Here is a 16,383-nt window from a genome sequence, read left to right as displayed (position 1 = left end):
GCGCGCTTAGCGCGAACTGTTGTAAAGGATAAAGATAATAAAATGCCTATAAAAAAACATCTTGCAGTAACGAGTTTACTTGGCGCTAGTTTTGCCGCTGTCGGGCAAAGCTCCTTTATCGTTGAAGATATGAAAGTAGAAGGGTTACAGCGCGTTGCATTGGGAGCTGCTTTAACGCATATTCCAATTAACGTAGGCGATTCAGTTGATCAATACACTATTTCTCAAACTATTAAGTCGCTGTACAAGTCTGGCCATTTTAATAACATCGTAGCGTACCGTGAGGGTGGCCAAATTATCTTCAAGGTACAAGAACGACCAACCATTGCTGGGATTGACTTTGATGGCAATAAAGACATCAAAGATGAACAATTAAATGAAAGTTTAGAGCAGCAAAATATTCGTGTTGGTGAGCCGCTTGATAAAACCGTTGTAGACAACATCGAAAAAGGACTTATTGAGTTCTTTCATAGTATTGGTAAATACAACGCTAAGATTGACGTTAGCATTGTTGAGCTGCCGCGTAACCGCGTACGATTAATGCTAGAGTTTGATGAGGGCGATGCCGCGTCTATCCGCCAAATTAACCTCGTTGGTAATGAGCTGTTTTCGGATGAAGAGCTGTTAGCGTTGGTAGAGTCACAACAAGACCTGCCATGGTGGAAGTTTATGTCAAACGACCGCTACCAAAAGCAAACCATTGAAGGCGACTTGGAAAAAATTCGCAGCTACTACATGGACCGCGGTTACCTGCGTTTCAATATAGATTCTACCCAAGTGTCTGTTAGCCCTGAACGTGAATCAGTTTATGTTACTGCTAATATCACAGAAGGTGAGACATATACCGTTAAAGGCTACGACTTTATCGGTGATTTACTGGGCCGAGAAGAGCTAATTAAGAGCATAATTCCACTTAAATCAGGTGAGCTTTATAACGGGTCAATCGTTACTTCATCAGAAGAGTTTATCAAGGGCTATCTTGCGCGCTTTGGATATGCAAACGCTGAAGTTCGCACCATTCCTGAAATTGACGACGAAAATAAAGAAGTTCAGCTGACCTTATCAGTTAATCCAGGCAAACGCGTTTATGTGCGACGCATTTTGGTTAATGGTAACCAAGTGACTGCTGATGAGGTGGTTCGCCGCGAAATGACACAGCTTGAAGGCGCTTGGCTTTCAAACCAAAGTCTAGAGCGTTCTAAACTGCAAATTCAGCGTCTTCCATACATGGAAAAAGTTGATTTTGAAGTGAAGCCGATTGCCGGCGTTGACGACTTAGTTGATGTGGATTTTACGGTTAAAGAACAGCCTGCGGGTAGCTTCCAAGCGGGTGTTGCTTATGGCTCATACGGTGGTTTGCAATTTAATGTGGGTGTCAGTGAGTCTAACTTCTTAGGGACAGGTAACCAACTGGCATTTAACATCAGTACCTCTAGAAGTTCAGATAGCTACAATATTTCGTATACCGATCCTTACTTTACGCCTGATGGTGTATCTCAAGGTAGCAGTATTTTCTATAGTAACTTTGATGGTAGCAAGGTCGGCCTAATTGGTTATGACTCTCGTCAATACGGTGTTGGTACCAGTTTTGGTTTCCCAATTAATGCGATTAACCGTATTAACTTTGGTGCCCGTTGGATTGACGAAAAGCTAGACTATATTGCCGACTATGAACAGACGCGTATTTTACGTCTGGCGTTTTTGAACCCCGAAGATCCTGATGGTGCGTACGACTTCACCAAATATGAACTCAGTGCAGGGTGGTCTCGTGTTACTGTAAACCGCGGTATGTTCCCAACAGCTGGTTCTCGTCAAAACTTAACCTTTAGGGCTACAACACCAAATTCAGACCTTAATTACTTTAAGGTTGACTACGATTCACGTTATTACTGGCCAATCAGTAATGATCATCAGTGGGTTTTCTCAACTAGAGCTGGCCTTGCTTATGGTAATGGCTATGGTGAAACGAACGGTTTTGAGCAAACACTGCCTTTTCAAGAGTTTTTCAGAATCTCTGAAAATGAACTTCGAGGCTTTGAGCGCAACACCATATTACCAAGAGCCATTCAGCGCAGCATGACGGAGATCCCTGGTTCAACACTGCCTGATGGTACTACAACCTCTGACATAGGCGGTAATACGGAGTTTGATAGAATATTCGAAGGAGGCCGTATTGGTGGTAACGCGAAAGCTACTTTAGGTGCAGAGCTTATTGTACCAACGCCATTTTTGGATGAAGAAAATACCAGCTCCGTGCGTACGAGCCTGTTTGTAGATGCAGCCAACGTATGGGATACAGAATTCGATGTAGATAGATATTCAAATCTACATGAAGACCAGTATAAAAAGCTCTCGGATTACTCAGATCCAACCCGTTTTAGGGTTTCTACCGGTTTATCTATTCAGTGGATCTCACCGATGGGCCCAATGCTGATCAGCTTCGCTTATCCACTCAAAAAAGAAGATGATGACGAAACGAAAACGATCAGTTTTAATATCAGTAATACATTTTAAGGAGTTAATTGTGAACAAATTTATAAAAACGACAGCAATGGGTTTAATGGCAGCACTAATGATGGGAACTTCAGCAAGTGCGCTGGCTCACAAAGTGGGTATTGTAGATATGCAGAGTATCTATAAGCAAATTCCTCAAGTAGCTAAAATAGAACAACAGTTACAAAGTGAGTTTGCAGAGCGCCGTCAAGCGCTTGAGAAGTTACAAGGCGATATTCGTTTTGAAGTTGAAAAGTTTCAACGCGAAGGCGCAACCATGAGCGATGCCGATAAAGAAATTTTACGTACTAAAATTCAAGGCATGCAAAAAGAGCTAGCTGAAAAAGGCCGTCCTTTAGAGCAAGCTATCAAACAACGCCAAAATGAAGAGCTGGCTAAAGTACAAAAGCTGATCATTGATGTTATCGAAGATGTAGCTAAAAAAGGTAAGTATGACGAGGTTAAGGTAAAAGATACGACAATTTACTTCAACCCTGATAAAGTAGCGGACCTTTCTGACGAAGTTGTTGAAGCGGTAAGCAAAAAGTAATGACCAGACATTATAGTTTAGCTCAACTGGCAGCATCGATTGATGCAACGTTGGTTGGCGACAGTGAGTGTCAAATTAATAAAATAGCGACACTCACACAGGCGACAGACACAGATATTAGCTTTTTAGCAAATAGCAAATATCGCACCCAGTTGGAAACAACCAACGCGGGTGCTGTTATTTTATCTGAGTCTGACGCTAAGCACTTTGAAGGCAATAAATTGGTCGTAAAAGACCCCTATATTGCCTATGCCAAATTAGCACAGTTAATGGATACAACACCAAGGGCTGCCGATGGCGTTCACCCAAGTGCTGTAGTTCATCAAAGTGTTAAACTTGGCAAAAATGTCGCGATAGCGGCAAATGCGGTAATTGAAGCAAATGCAGTACTGGGTGACAATGTTCAAATTGGTGCCGGCTGTTTTGTTGGTAATAGCGCAAAAATTGGCGAAAATACAAAGCTTTGGGCTAATGTCAGTGTTTATCACGAAGTCGAGATTGGTAAAGATTGTTTATTTCAGTCTGGGGCTGTGGTGGGCAGTGACGGCTTTGGTTACGCTAACCAAACCGGTAAATGGGTTAAAATACCGCAAGTTGGACGCGTGATTATTGGTGATAGTGTCGAAGTCGGCGCGAACACGGTTATTGACCGTGGCGCACTCGATGACACGATTATTCATGATAACGTGATTTTAGATAACCTGATTCAAATTGCACACAATGTTGAAATTGGCGAAGGCACTGCTATTGCTGGTGCGTCGGTAATTGCTGGCAGCACCAAAATTGGTAAGTATTGCCAAATTGCTGGGCTTGTAGGTATCAATGGACACATGGAGATTTGTGATGGTGTTATCATCACTGGTATGACAATGATCACCAAATCCATCACCTCAGCGGGTGTTTACTCTTCAGGTGTGCCTCATAGCACCAATAAAGAGTGGCGTCGTAACATGGCTCATTTACGAAATCTAACTGATTTTAAACAGCGCTTAAAAGCTTTAGAATCTTTAACAGAACAGCTCAAAACAATAGACGAATAATAAAAGGACGCTATTTTGGCAAACGAACTGAATGGTTTTGATATCCAAGAAATCTTGAAGTTATTACCGCATCGCTACCCAATGCTGTTAGTTGATAAAGTGATCGACTACAAAGCGGGTGAATACCTGCATGCAGTAAAAAACGTCACGGTAAACGAACCTATTTTTACAGGGCACTTTCCAGATCAACCAATTTTTCCTGGTGTAATGATCTTAGAAGCAATGGCGCAAGCTACCGGTTTATTGGGCTTTAAAACAGTCGAGAATCGTAGCGAGAACGAGCTATACTTATTTGCAGCAATTGACAATGCACGCTTTAAGCAGCCTGTGCTTCCTGGCGATACTATGCACTTACACATTGATTTTGTTAAAGAGCGTCGCAATATTTGGAAGTTTTACGGCGAAGCTAAGGTTGATGGCAAAGTAGTCTGTAGTGCAGACCTAATGTGTGCAAGAAGAGAGTTTTAATAGTGATCCATCCTACTGCGATTATTGAATCTGGCGCACAGTTAGGCGAGAACGTCTCTGTGGGTCCTTACAGTTACATCGGGAATGATGTAGTGATAGGTGATAACTGTATCATCGAATCACACGTGGTAATTAAGGGACCGTCAACCATTGGCTCTGGTAATCACATTTACCAGTTCGCGTCAGTGGGTGAGGCCTGCCAAGATAAAAAGTACAAGGATGAACCGACTCAACTTATCATGGGTGATAACAATATCATTCGTGAGTGTGCCACTATTCACCGTGGTACTATTCAAGATCAAGGCGTAACCAAAATAGGCAGCAATAACCTGTTTATGGCATACACGCATGTGGCACATGACGCAGTGATTGGCAACAATGTTATCTTCTCAAATGGAGCAAGTGTTGCCGGCCATGTTCATGTAGGTGATTGGGCGATTTTAGCTGGCAATACGGGTGTTCATCAGTTTTGCAAAGTCGGAGCACATGCCTTTATTGGTATGTACTCAGGAGTGAGTAAAGATGTGCCACCGTTTGTAACTACTACAGGCACACCAGCAAGGCCAGCTGCTATTAACACCGAAGGAATGAAACGCCGCGGATTTAGTAGCGAAGAAATTATGGCTGTGCGCCGCGCATATAAAACGCTGTTTCGCAAGAGCTTAAATCTTGAGGACGCAGTTGCAGCAATGCAAGACGATGCGTCTGAGTTTGCTGCTGTTCAGCAAATGATAGACTTTTTAGATACCTCAGATCGCGGCATTATTCGCTAGATAATGCCTGTAATAGCAAGATGCTGATAAACGCCATACGATGCCTTGTATGGCGTTTTTATTTATAAATAGATTAATGTGATGACGAACAACAAAAAGTTAACTATTGGCCTTGTGGCAGGTGAATTGTCAGGTGATATTTTAGGGGCTGGACTCATTGACGCATTGAAGGAAAAGTATCCTCATGCAGAGTTTGTTGGTATTGCAGGTCCTAAAATGCAGGCAGCAGGATGCCGAACGTTGTTTGATATGGAAGAACTGGCGGTGATGGGCTTGGTTGAAGTATTGGGGCGCTTGCCTAGACTCCTGAAAATACGCAAGCAATTAGTACAGTATTTTATCGATAATCCGCCGGATATTTACATTGGTATTGATGCACCGGATTTTAACCTTCGAGTTGAAAAGCCACTTAAAAAAGCGGGTATTAAAACCGTTCAATACGTGAGCCCTTCAGTATGGGCATGGCGTCAAAAGCGCATTTTCACTATTGCCGAAGCCACGAACTTAGTGCTTTCATTACTGCCTTTTGAAAAAGCATTTTATGACAAGCACGATGTGCCTTGTAAGTTTGTGGGTCATACATTAGCTGATGAAATTGAGCTCGATCACGATAGCAGTGCGGCGCGACAAGCACTCGGTTTGGCTCAAGACGATCTGGTTCTGGCATTACTGCCGGGTAGCCGTGGTTCAGAAGTTGGGCTATTGAGTGAAACTTATCTTCAAACCGCTGTGAAATTAAGCCAACGCTTACCAAATTTAAAAGTTATTGTGCCGCTTGTTAATGCCAAGCGTCGCGCGCAATTTGAAGCCATTTTGCAACAGGTAGCACCTAGCCTATCCCCCATTTTAGTTGATGGTCAGTCAAGCAAAGTGATGGCGGCGGCAAATGCGGTATTATTAGCCTCAGGTACTGCCACATTAGAAGCGATGCTGTATAAAAAGCCTATGGTGGTGGGCTATAAATTTAAGCCAGTGAGTTATTGGATTTTTAAGCATTTTTTTACTTTTAATATTAAGTATTTTTCGTTACCTAATTTGCTCGCCGATGCGCCTTTGGTGCCAGAATTTTTACAAGAAGAGTGCAATTCTGATGCTTTGGTCGATGCGCTATACCCTATGTTAAAGGGTAACAACGACGCGCTTGTTCAGAAGTTTTATGATATCCACCGTAATATCCGCCTAAATGCCAGCAAACAAGCGGCAAACGCAGTTGAGGAGTTGATTGATGCAAGTTGAGCGTCCTAATGTTCGATACATTGCGGGTGTAGATGAGGTGGGGCGAGGGCCGTTAGTGGGTGATGTTGTCACGGCTGCGGTTATTCTTGACCCCAACAATCCTATCGAAGGGTTAACAGACTCTAAAAAGTTAACTGAAAAAAAACGTCTGCTGCTAGCTACAGAGATAAAACAAAAAGCGCTGTGTTATTGCATTGCTCGCGCCTCAGTTGATGAAATCGACGAGCTTAATATTCTTCATGCGACTATGCTAGCGATGAGCCGCGCCGTTGAGGGGTTGAGTATCACACCCGATTTTGTCTTTGTGGACGGCAACCGTTTACCTTCGCTTAATATGGCCGCACAAAGCGTGGTTAAAGGCGATAGTTTGGTAGCTGAAATCAGTGCAGCCTCAATCATCGCAAAAGTAGCAAGAGATCAAGAAATGATGGAGTTGGACGCACTGTACCCAGAATTTGGATTTGCAGGCCATAAAGGCTACCCAACCAAAGCGCATTTTGCAGCGCTTGAGCAGCATGGTATTACCCCGCACCATAGAAAGAGCTTTAAACCGGTGCAACGTATTTTAGCGATGAAGGAGTTGTAATTATGGCTGCGCCCCAGTTTGTTCATTTACGTGTGCATAGTGACTTTTCTATGGTGGATGGACTGGCGAAAACGAAACCTATCGTTGCCAGAGCACAAGAGTTAGGGCTGCCAGCATTTGCCATCACTGATCAAATGAACCTATGCGGTTTGGTACGGTTTTATGGTGCTGCCCATGGCGCGGGGATCAAGCCTATAGTCGGTGCTGACATTTGGCTCAAAAGCGATGAATTTGCAGATGAGCCGTGTCGTCTTGTGGTGCTGGCCAAAAATAACGAAGGGTATAAAAACCTCACTTTGTTGATCTCAAAAGCGTATCAAAGGGGGCATGTTTTCCATCGCCCCGTAGTTGATAAGCAATGGCTTGCAGAGTACAAAGCGGGCCTGATTTTACTCTCTGGTGCTAAAGATGGTGATGTCGGTAAAGCTTTACTAAAAGGCAATCAGCAACTAGCGCGTGATGTGCTGTCGTTTTATGAACAGCATTTTGAAGACCACTTTTATTTAGAGCTTACACGAACCGGTCGCGCACAAGAAGAAGAGTATTTACACGCAGCGGTTGCGCTTGCAAGTGAGCGCGACATACCGGTTGTTGCCACTAATGAAGTGGTGTTTTTACATGAAGAAGACTTTGAAGCGCACGAAATTCGAGTTGCGATTCATGACGGTTATACATTAGAAGATAAGCGCCGCCCAAAACGTTTCTCAAAAGAGCAGTACCTTAAAACACCTGAGCAGATGCTCGACCTTTTTAGCGATATTCCAGAGGCATTAGAAAACTCTGTTGAAATCGCAAAACGCTGTAATGTTACCGTACAGTTAGGTAAGTATTTTTTACCAGATTACCCAACTGGGGATCTAAAAATTGAAGACTTTTTAGTTAAAGTATCGCGTGATGGCCTCGAAGAGCGTTTACAGTTTTTATTTCCCGATGAGCAAGAGCGCCAAGAAAAACGTAAAGAATACGACGAGCGATTGCAGATTGAACTAGACGTTATCAACCAAATGGGATTCCCTGGTTACTTTTTGATCGTAATGGAGTTCATCCAGTGGAGTAAAGATAACAACATTCCTGTAGGCCCAGGGCGAGGCTCAGGTGCCGGCTCTTTGGTTGCTTACGCGCTCAAAATTACCGACCTAGATCCGCTGGAATTTGACTTACTTTTCGAGCGATTTCTAAACCCTGAGCGTGTCTCGATGCCCGACTTTGACGTCGACTTTTGTATGGACCGCCGAGATGAAGTAATTGACCATGTAGCGATGCTATATGGGCGAGCAGCTGTATCGCAGATCATCACCTTTGGTACCATGGCGGCAAAAGCCGTTATTCGTGATGTCGGGCGTGTACTTGGTCATCCATACGGGTTTGTTGACCGTATTTCAAAGCTTGTACCGGGCGATCCAGGTATGACCCTTGCTAAAGCGTTTGATGTAGAGCCTCGTCTTCCTGAGGCCTATGACGGCGATGAAGAAGTGAAAGATCTCATCGATATGTGCCGAATTTTAGAAGGGTGTACACGAAACGCGGGTAAACACGCAGGGGGCGTAGTTATCTCGCCTACCACCATCACCGATTTTGCCGCTTTGTATTGTGATGAAGAAGGTAAGTTTCCGGTTACGCAGTTTGATAAAAATGATGTAGAAACTGCGGGTTTGGTTAAATTCGACTTCTTGGGTCTGCGAACACTAACGATTTTGCAGTGGGCATTGGATATGACCAACGAGCGACTGGCAAGAGAAGGCAAAGAGCCAGTCGATATTAACGCGATCCCCCTAAATGACAGAAAGAGTATTGAGCTGTTACTGAGGGCTGAAACCACCGCGGTATTCCAGCTAGAATCCCGAGGTATGAAAGACCTCATTCGTCGTTTAAAGCCCGATTGCTTTGAAGATATGATTGCATTGGTGGCACTATTTCGACCTGGGCCATTGCAATCAGGCATGGTAGATAACTTTATCGACCGTAAACATGGCCGTGAAGAGTTATCTTACCCAGACGTACAGTGGCAACACGATAGCCTTATTCCGATCCTTGAGCCAACCTACGGTATTATTTTATACCAAGAGCAGGTTATGCAGATAGCACAGGTGCTCGCAGGCTACACGCTTGGTGGCGCTGATATGTTACGCCGTGCAATGGGTAAGAAAAAGCCCGAAGAAATGGCCAAGCAACGCTCAACCTTTGAAGAAGGTGCAATCGCCAATGGAGTTGATGGCGAACTTGCAATGAAAATCTTCGATCTTGTAGAGAAGTTCGCAGGTTATGGCTTTAACAAGTCTCACTCAGCCGCTTATGCTTTAGTGTCGTATCAAACGTTGTGGATGAAAACGCATTATCCAGCAGAGTTTATGGCTGCGGTTATGTCTGCGGATATGGATAACACCGACAAAATCGTGACTTTGGTGGATGAGTGTGAAAACATGAAGTTGACACTGCTGCCACCTGATGTAAATGCTGGGGTGTATAAATTTACCGTTAACCGCCAAGGCGAAATTGTTTACGGTATTGGTGCTATTAAAGGCGTGGGTGAGGGCCCTGTTGAGGCTATCCTTGAAGCCAGAGCGCAAGGCGGTGAGTTTAGAGATCTCTTTGATTTTTGTGCCCGAGTTGATTTAAAGCGGCTTAATAAGCGTGTTGTAGAAAAGCTTATTTACGCTGGGGCACTAGATAAACTGGGACCTGAGAAAAACCAACCTGGTCGTGCTACGTTGCTTGCAAGCTTAAGTGGCGCGATGAAATCAGCTGAGCAGCACCACAAAGCAGAATCGCTCGGACAATCTGATTTGTTTGGTTTATTGGCTGTTGAGCCTGAGCAAGTTGAGCAGGCATTTACTAGTGCCATACCTTTGACTGATAATCAGTGGTTAGACGGCGAAAAGGAAACATTAGGTCTGTATTTGACGGGTCACCCGATTAATCAATATAGAAAAGAGCTCAAACATTATACATCGGGTCGACTTATTGACTTGCAACCGACTAACCGTGATGTGCAATCAACCGCGGCAGGGTTGGTGATTAATGCAAGAACGTTAATAAATAAGAAAGGGAATCGCTGGGGACTGATAACTTTAGATGACAAGAGTGCCCGGATTGATGTACGCTTATTCCCTGAACAGTTTGAAGTTTACCAAGAATTGCTGCAAATTAACCAAATCTTGGTTGTAACCGGACAGGTCAGCTTTGATAACTTCTCTGGGGGCATTACAATGACCGCCAGAGACGTATGTACTATAGCTCAGGCGCGAGAAAAGCGGATCAGAGCAATAAAAATGACATTAAATATGGTTCAAATTGAAGCAAACTTCTTCGAAAATTTAAGAAAAGTGTTAGAACCGTATAAATTTGGTACATGTCCCATAAAGATTATGTATCAACGACCGGACGCTTTAGCAGAGCTAACGCTGGGAACCCAATGGTGTGTGACGCCAACTGATGATCTTTTGACTCGATTATCACAAATGGCGGCGCAAGAAATAGAACTAGAATTTAACTAATTAGGTAGTTTAGAGCATGAGCCTCAATTATCTTGACTTTGAACTTCCAATTGCAGAATTGGAAGCGAAAATTAAAGAGTTACAAAATGTTAGCCGCTCAGGTAGCTTAGATCTGAGCCTAGAAGAAGAAATCACGCGTTTGAAGGAGAAAAACGTTGAGCTAACCGAAAAGGTCTTTTCAGGCTTGGGTGCTTGGCAGGTTTCTCAATTAGCTCGTCATCCGCTTCGTCCATATACTCGCGACTATATCAAGCGTATTTTTACGGAGTTTGATGAGTTTGCTGGTGATCGTACGTTTGCTAATGACCCTGCTATTTTAGGTGGTGTAGCGCGTTTAGATGGCAAGCCAGTTATGGTGATCGGGCAGCAAAAAGGCCGCGATACCGCTGAAAAAATCAAGCGCAACTTTGGCATGCCAAAGCCTGAAGGTTACCGTAAAGCATTACGCTTAATGGAAATGGCTGAACGCTTTAAAATGCCAATCATTACCTTTATTGACACGCCAGGGGCATATCCAGGTGTAGGTGCAGAGGAACGTGGTCAAAGCGAAGCGATTGCTCGTAATTTAAAAGTGATGGCGGCGCTAAAAGTACCAACTATTTGTACGGTTATCGGTGAAGGTGGCTCAGGTGGCGCATTGGCAATTGGTGTAGGCGACCGCGTAAACATGCTGCAATACAGCACGTACTCGGTTATCTCTCCAGAAGGGTGTGCATCAATTCTTTGGAAGAGTGCAGAAAAAGCCCCTCTAGCAGCCGAAGCGATGGGCGTATCAGCGCAACGCGTTAAAGAGCTAGACTTGATCAATAACATTGTAGAAGAGCCATTAGGTGGCGCACATCGTGATTACGACGTTATGGCGAAAAACCTTAAAGCTCAACTAAAGCGTGATTTGGCTGAGCTAGAAGAGCTAGGCACAGACACCATGCTTGAACAGCGTTACCAAAGGCTGATGTCTTTTGGTTACTGCTAAGTAAATGCTAAACTAAAAAAGCCGCTTAAGCGGCTTTTTTACGTTATGAATTATGAAAAATACCACGCTTTATAAAAAATTTTTTGTTGCGATAAACGGGCCAAATTTTCATCAAAAACCACTGAGCATTGCGTTGTCTGGCGGCGTGGATTCGGTTGTTTTGCTGCATTTGTGTTACACGTTACGTGAACAAACCCCCGAGCGCCAGATAGAAGCCATTTATATCGATCATGGTTTGTCTAAAGATGCTGATACGTGGCGCGCATTTTGTCAGAATTTATGTGGGTCGCTTAATATTAAGTTTAAAACCTGCGCCGTTGAGGTTGAGCAAAAAGCACGCCATAGCCTAGAAGCGCAAGCGCGCGATGCACGTTATGCAGCGCTCGATTCAATGGCAATGCCAAATAGCTTAATTGTATTGGGCCAACACGGTGATGACCAACTAGAAACCTTTTTACTGCGTTTAAAGCGCGGCTCCGGCCTTGAGGGGTTAGCGTCGATGCGTAAGCAGCGGGTTCTAGACTCAGGTCGGGTGTGTATCAGGCCGTTGCTCAGCGCTTCTCGAGAAGAGATCGAAGCATTTGCGCGTACCTTTTCCATCGAACACATTGAAGATCACTCGAATAAAGATAATCGCTTTGATCGTAATTTTTTGCGTAATCAAGTGATCCCCTTACTGAAATCTCGCTTTAACGGGTTTTTACAAAGTGCGCTGCGCAGTATCGACATATTGCAGCAGCAGCAAAGCCTTATCGCAGAGCTTACCCAGCAAGATCTTACTGCCTGCAGCCAAGATACAGATAAACTTAACTTGCATATGCTAGGGTCACTGAGTGAACTTAGGCAAGCGAATGTGTTACGTGCATGGCTGTCTTTACAGGGCGAAAACATGCCTTCAAAAGTGCAACTAGATCAGTTAATTCATCAAGCATTAACCAGTAAAGACGATGCACAAGTAAACATTTTGATGAAAAAAGGAAGTATCAAAAAATACCGAGGCTACCTGTATTTTGTGAAAGATATTAAAGTGCCGCAAGCATGCATAAATGTTGGTTTTGACCCTATTTATTTAAGCGATGGTCGTACTATGAGGGCAGAGCATGGCGCTGGACTTAGGCTACCGTTAAGTGGTGAGCGAGTATCTATCCAGTTTGGGTTGCTTAATACCAAGATCAGGCCACGCAATAAACCGGGCAGGAATACGGTTAAACACTGGCTTAAAGAGGCAGGGGTACCAAGTTGGCAAAGAGCGCAAGTACCGTTGGTTTTTTATGATGAACAATTAGTTCAAGTCGTTGGCTTTTATATTGAGCATTGCGCTTTTGAGTCACAACAGGGTATTCGTTGGGAAATCGTTGATGATAAATAAAAAAGAGATTGGTCGTTCGTTGGCAGATAAATCTATCTGGGCATTGCTGTTTAATACTTTAGTGTTTGCTGTGCTGGCGGTGGTAGATGGTGCACCCGTTGTAAGTAATATGCTCTATGCCGTGCTATTTGGCCTTGCGAGTGCTGGTACATTACTGGGCTACTGGCATGAAAAAGGGGCGCACTTTTTCATTTTGGCTTTATTGATGCCGTTGCTGCTCATCATTGTCAGCGAGTTAACCAGCTTTATCGCCTTGGCTTGGCTTATTAATGGCTACTTTTGTGGCTTTGCATTGCTATTGTTGCTCTACAAGTTGGTGTATTTAAAAGCAACGCGTTAGTCGTGAAATCGGCTCAGCTAGGGGTGCTGAGCCGGTATAGATAAATTACATGGTTCTTGCGCAGTTTCGGCCATCCGCTTTGGCGCGGTAAAGGCCTTTATCGGTGCGCGAGAAAATACTGTTTTCACAGTCTTGGGCGGCTGATAAAGTAAATCCGATACTGGTTGTGACATCATACTTGGAAAGCATGTGACACGAACGTACGGTTTGCATTATCCGCTCTGCGATCACCTTGTTAGTTGTAAACTCCGGATCGTCGATAATAATCGCAAACTCATCACCGCCAAACCGATACACTGTATCTGTGCTGCGTACAGACAGTTTTAGAATTTCAGCAAACCTGGTTAATACTTCATCACCCGTGCTGTGGCCATGCTTATCGTTAACTTGTTTAAAGTTATCTAAATCAAGCAACATTAAGCTAAACTTGCTTTGTAAGCGGCGGCCTCGTTCAATACGCTGTGCCAGGTTATCGCTAAACTGGCTACGGTTATTTAGCCCCGTTAAGGCATCTCTTGTGGCAAGCTTTAGCACTCGATTGTAGGTAAGTGCGTTGCGTAAAGGATACAGCAACGCGCTATGCAAACGGCATAACTTTGCCTTTATGCTTTCGCTTAACTGGTACTGGCAATAATAAACGAGTTGCCCAAGATGCTCTTCGTTGAGTTCTAAATCAAACTTATAGGGTACATGCTGATTATCGCTTTGATGCATTTGTGCTACGCCCAAAGATGAATGGAACTGTAGCCCTGATAGTTTAATTATTCGCTGAGCATGCTCGGCAAATACGGTCAGCAGCTCGTCGATGTGCAGCGTGGTTTGTAACTGCTCTACAAGCTTATAGATGGGATCCGCATTTGTGGTTACGAATTGCTCGGTATCGAACGGCAAATAATCGCCGCGTGTTGATACGCGTTGAGCCAAAATATGGACATTTTCCATCGAGTATTCCCCTAACTACTACTATTTACTTACTTTAAGCGAAAAACATGCCAATAAATTAAACTGGCTGAAAAACAGTTGCTTGCTATAGTTAATGACGAGCACTCTCGCTCATTTCCACATTTTTGACGCTTTGGAGGCCATTTGCAGAGTATTTTTGCCGAGGTTTTTGCCCTATTGTTTGCCGCTGTGGTGTTGGTGTGGCTTTTTAAGCGTATTGGCCTACCCGCTATTTTGGCTTATTTGGTTACTGGCGTTTTAGCCGGCAGCCATGGCATAGGTTGGATGAGTATCAGCTATGAAATGCACTTTATTGCTGAGCTTGGCATTGTGTTTTTGCTGTTTAGTTTGGGGCTTGAGTTTTCGGTGCCAAAGCTTATGGCAATGCGTAACTTGGTATTTGGCTTAGGTAGTTTACAAGTGTTGGTTACCACCGTAGCAGGTATGCTTGTGATCAAAGCGCTGAGCTATGACTGGCAAACCGCTTTTATTATCGCCAGTTTAATGGCGCTGTCGTCAACTGCCGTAGTAGTTAAAATTTTAAAAGAAAGTGGCAACCTCAACTTGCGACGTGGTCAGCTTGCAATAGGTGTGTTGTTGTTTCAAGACATTGCTGTTGTGCCACTACTTATCGCTCTGCCACTGATTGCACAATCAGATAATCAAGTTTTGTTCGGCGCGTTAATGTTTGCATTAGCCAAAGGGGCGTTTGTATGCTTTTTGCTGTGGGCCATTGGTAAATGGTTCTTACCGAAAATCTTTAATGAAGTGGCCTCTGTTCGTACTGATGAGTTGTTTGTTCTAACAACAATAGTGGTAGCACTTTGCGCTGGTGGATTGACTTATCAGTTTGGTTTGTCGATGGCTTTAGGGGCCTTTTTGGCGGGGATGATGCTTGGTGAAAGCCAGTATCGTCATCAACTAGAAGCTGAAATTAGACCGTTTCGTGATATTTTGATGGGGCTGTTTTTTGTGACAGTTGGTATGCAGTTAGATATTCCTTATGTGATAGATAAAATTGCCTACATAGTCTTGGCGCTAGCCGCTTTATTATTGTTTAAAGTGCTCATTATAGCGTTGTTAGCACAGCTAATGGGAGAGCGTAAAAAAGATGCGGTTGCAGCGGGTATTTTGCTTTGGCAAATGGGCGAGTTTGGCTTTGTGCTGGTTGCGCTTGCCAGCAAACATAATTTGCTTGCATTAAATAGTGCATCGTTTTTGATTGCTTTGGGCGTTTTATCTATGGCTATAACGCCATATTTAATTGAACGAACCCCCGTTATTTTGCAAAAACTCAAAGTAAATGGTGAACGGTATTCGCATGACTTTAGCCAAACTCATTTTAATGAAAGCATAACTGATCATGTGGTTATTTTAGGTTATGGGCGAGTGGGGCAAACCATTGCTCGGTTTTTAAAACCAGAAGCCATACCTTATGTGGCAATAGAGCGTAACCCACGCTTAGTTGAAGAGGCCCAAACAGCAGGTGAGCCGGTTATGTTTGGTTACTCAGGTTCACAAGCTTTACTAGAGCAGGCCAACGTAGATAAAGCCCGACTTGTGATCATCACTTGCTCTGACTTTGATCAAAGCCATGAGGTAATTGATGCAATTAAGTGTGTAGCGCCTGAGGTTAAAATACTGGCGCGCTCAACAGATGATAGTAATCTTGATGCGCTAAAAGCATTAGGCGTGACAGAGGTGGTTCCAGAGGCCTTAGAGGCCAGTTTAATGTTGGTATCGCATGTGCTTCATATGTCGGGGGTGCCGATGCGGCGTATTTTTAAGCGTGTGAGTAAAGAGCGGCACAATCGCTACGAATATCTGCATGGCTTTTTTGCAGGCGATGATCAAGACCCTGTGGGCGATAGTATCGATAAGCTGGAGTATTTGCATGCCATGGCATTACCTGAGTCTGCTTTTGCTGTTGATAAAAGCATTGAACAACTGAGTTTAGAGAAACAAAAAGTAGCAATTACTGCATTGCGTCGAGACGGTCAAGAGCTGGCCGCACCGCAATTAAGTATGGTGCTTAAGGCCAACGATGTGCTGTTGCTTAAAGGTAAACCAAGGCGAGTAGAGCGCGCAGAGCAATACTTGCTTAATGGTTAACGCAGCA

At 43.9% G+C, this 16,383-nt stretch carries 13 protein-coding genes; 12 read left to right on the top strand and 1 reads right to left on the bottom strand.

The window, feature by feature from the left end; all coding sequences use genetic code 11:
- Window positions 1-42: 42 nt before the first annotated feature.
- The 11 genes from bamA to GDK41_RS11525 all read left to right on the top strand — a co-directional run bounded on the left by bamA (window position 43) and on the right by GDK41_RS11525 (window position 13,322).
- Complete coding sequence (bamA, locus tag GDK41_RS11575) at window positions 43-2,514, top strand: outer membrane protein assembly factor BamA (RefSeq protein WP_152087576.1); 2,472 nt, start codon at window positions 43-45, stop codon at window positions 2,512-2,514.
- A 37-nt stretch (window positions 2,515-2,551) separates the two neighbouring features.
- Window positions 2,552-3,043, top strand: a complete 492-nt coding sequence (locus tag GDK41_RS11570) for an OmpH family outer membrane protein (RefSeq protein ID WP_442960211.1) — start codon at window positions 2,552-2,554, stop codon at window positions 3,041-3,043.
- Window positions 3,043-4,083: a UDP-3-O-(3-hydroxymyristoyl)glucosamine N-acyltransferase gene (gene lpxD / locus GDK41_RS11565; protein ID WP_152086561.1), complete on the top strand. Its 1,041-nt coding sequence runs from the start codon at window positions 3,043-3,045 to the stop codon at window positions 4,081-4,083. Before GDK41_RS11570 ends, lpxD begins: the two co-directional genes overlap by 1 nt.
- Window positions 4,084-4,098: 15 nt before the next feature.
- Window positions 4,099-4,551, top strand: a complete 453-nt coding sequence (gene fabZ / locus GDK41_RS11560; RefSeq protein ID WP_152086560.1) for a 3-hydroxyacyl-ACP dehydratase FabZ — start codon at window positions 4,099-4,101, stop codon at window positions 4,549-4,551.
- Between the two features lie 2 nt (window positions 4,552-4,553).
- Window positions 4,554-5,324, top strand: coding sequence for an acyl-ACP--UDP-N-acetylglucosamine O-acyltransferase (lpxA, locus tag GDK41_RS11555; RefSeq protein ID WP_152086559.1), 771 nt, complete (start codon window positions 4,554-4,556; stop codon window positions 5,322-5,324).
- Between the two features lie 81 nt (window positions 5,325-5,405).
- Window positions 5,406-6,560 carry a lipid-A-disaccharide synthase gene (lpxB, locus tag GDK41_RS11550; protein WP_152086558.1) on the top strand — a complete coding sequence of 385 codons (1,155 nt, stop codon included), beginning with the start codon at window positions 5,406-5,408 and terminating at the stop codon, window positions 6,558-6,560.
- Complete coding sequence (rnhB, locus tag GDK41_RS11545; protein ID WP_152086557.1) at window positions 6,550-7,146, top strand: ribonuclease HII; 597 nt, start codon at window positions 6,550-6,552, stop codon at window positions 7,144-7,146. The genes lpxB and rnhB overlap by 11 nt, the downstream gene beginning before the upstream one ends.
- Before the next feature lie 2 nt (window positions 7,147-7,148).
- Window positions 7,149-10,640 carry a DNA polymerase III subunit alpha gene (dnaE, locus tag GDK41_RS11540; RefSeq protein ID WP_152086556.1) on the top strand — a complete coding sequence of 1,164 codons (3,492 nt, stop codon included), beginning with the start codon at window positions 7,149-7,151 and terminating at the stop codon, window positions 10,638-10,640.
- Window positions 10,641-10,656: 16 nt separating this feature from the next.
- Window positions 10,657-11,613: an acetyl-CoA carboxylase carboxyl transferase subunit alpha gene (gene accA, locus GDK41_RS11535; protein WP_152086555.1), complete on the top strand. Its 957-nt coding sequence runs from the start codon at window positions 10,657-10,659 to the stop codon at window positions 11,611-11,613.
- A 52-nt stretch (window positions 11,614-11,665) separates the two neighbouring features.
- Window positions 11,666-12,982 (top strand): tRNA lysidine(34) synthetase TilS, encoded by a 1,317-nt coding sequence (gene tilS, locus GDK41_RS11530; protein WP_152086554.1) that lies wholly within the window; start codon window positions 11,666-11,668, stop codon window positions 12,980-12,982.
- Entirely contained in the window at window positions 12,972-13,322 is a 351-nt protein-coding gene (locus GDK41_RS11525; RefSeq protein ID WP_152086553.1) for a hypothetical protein, read from the top strand. The genes tilS and GDK41_RS11525 overlap by 11 nt, the downstream gene beginning before the upstream one ends.
- Before the next feature lie 45 nt (window positions 13,323-13,367).
- Here GDK41_RS11525 and GDK41_RS11520 read toward each other — a convergent pair whose 3' ends face one another.
- On the bottom strand, window positions 13,368-14,264 hold the full coding sequence (locus tag GDK41_RS11520) for a GGDEF domain-containing protein (protein ID WP_152086552.1): 897 nt from the start codon (window positions 14,262-14,264) through the stop codon (window positions 13,368-13,370).
- A 144-nt stretch (window positions 14,265-14,408) separates the two neighbouring features.
- On the opposite strand from GDK41_RS11520, the gene GDK41_RS11515 reads away from it, so the two are divergent.
- On the top strand, window positions 14,409-16,376 hold the full coding sequence (locus GDK41_RS11515) for a cation:proton antiporter domain-containing protein (RefSeq protein ID WP_152086551.1): 1,968 nt from the start codon (window positions 14,409-14,411) through the stop codon (window positions 16,374-16,376).
- Window positions 16,377-16,383: the final 7 nt, after the last annotated feature.

Source organism: Pseudoalteromonas sp. A25 (assembly GCF_009176705.1).
GTDB lineage: Bacteria > Pseudomonadota > Gammaproteobacteria > Enterobacterales > Alteromonadaceae > Pseudoalteromonas.
The sequence above is the reverse complement of the archived record's forward strand: the minus strand, read 5'-3'. Positions and strand labels throughout refer to the sequence as shown.

Excerpts from the sequence above, each read along its gene's own strand:
- GDK41_RS11525 (WP_152086553.1), top strand. The coding sequence starts at position 12,972 with ATGATAAATAAAAAAGAGATTGGTCGTTCGTTGGCAGATAAATCTATC.
- dnaE (WP_152086556.1), top strand. The coding sequence starts at position 7,149 with ATGGCTGCGCCCCAGTTTGTTCATTTACGTGTGCATAGTGACTTTTCT.
- tilS (WP_152086554.1), top strand. The coding sequence starts at position 11,666 with ATGAAAAATACCACGCTTTATAAAAAATTTTTTGTTGCGATAAACGGG.
- lpxD (WP_152086561.1), top strand. The coding sequence starts at position 3,043 with ATGACCAGACATTATAGTTTAGCTCAACTGGCAGCATCGATTGATGCA.
- lpxB (WP_152086558.1), top strand. The coding sequence starts at position 5,406 with ATGACGAACAACAAAAAGTTAACTATTGGCCTTGTGGCAGGTGAATTG.
- GDK41_RS11520 (WP_152086552.1), bottom strand. The coding sequence starts at position 14,264 with ATGGAAAATGTCCATATTTTGGCTCAACGCGTATCAACACGCGGCGAT.
- accA (WP_152086555.1), top strand. The coding sequence starts at position 10,657 with ATGAGCCTCAATTATCTTGACTTTGAACTTCCAATTGCAGAATTGGAA.
- GDK41_RS11570 (WP_442960211.1), top strand. The coding sequence starts at position 2,552 with ATGGGTTTAATGGCAGCACTAATGATGGGAACTTCAGCAAGTGCGCTG.
- rnhB (WP_152086557.1), top strand. The coding sequence starts at position 6,550 with ATGCAAGTTGAGCGTCCTAATGTTCGATACATTGCGGGTGTAGATGAG.
- bamA (WP_152087576.1), top strand. The coding sequence starts at position 43 with ATGCCTATAAAAAAACATCTTGCAGTAACGAGTTTACTTGGCGCTAGT.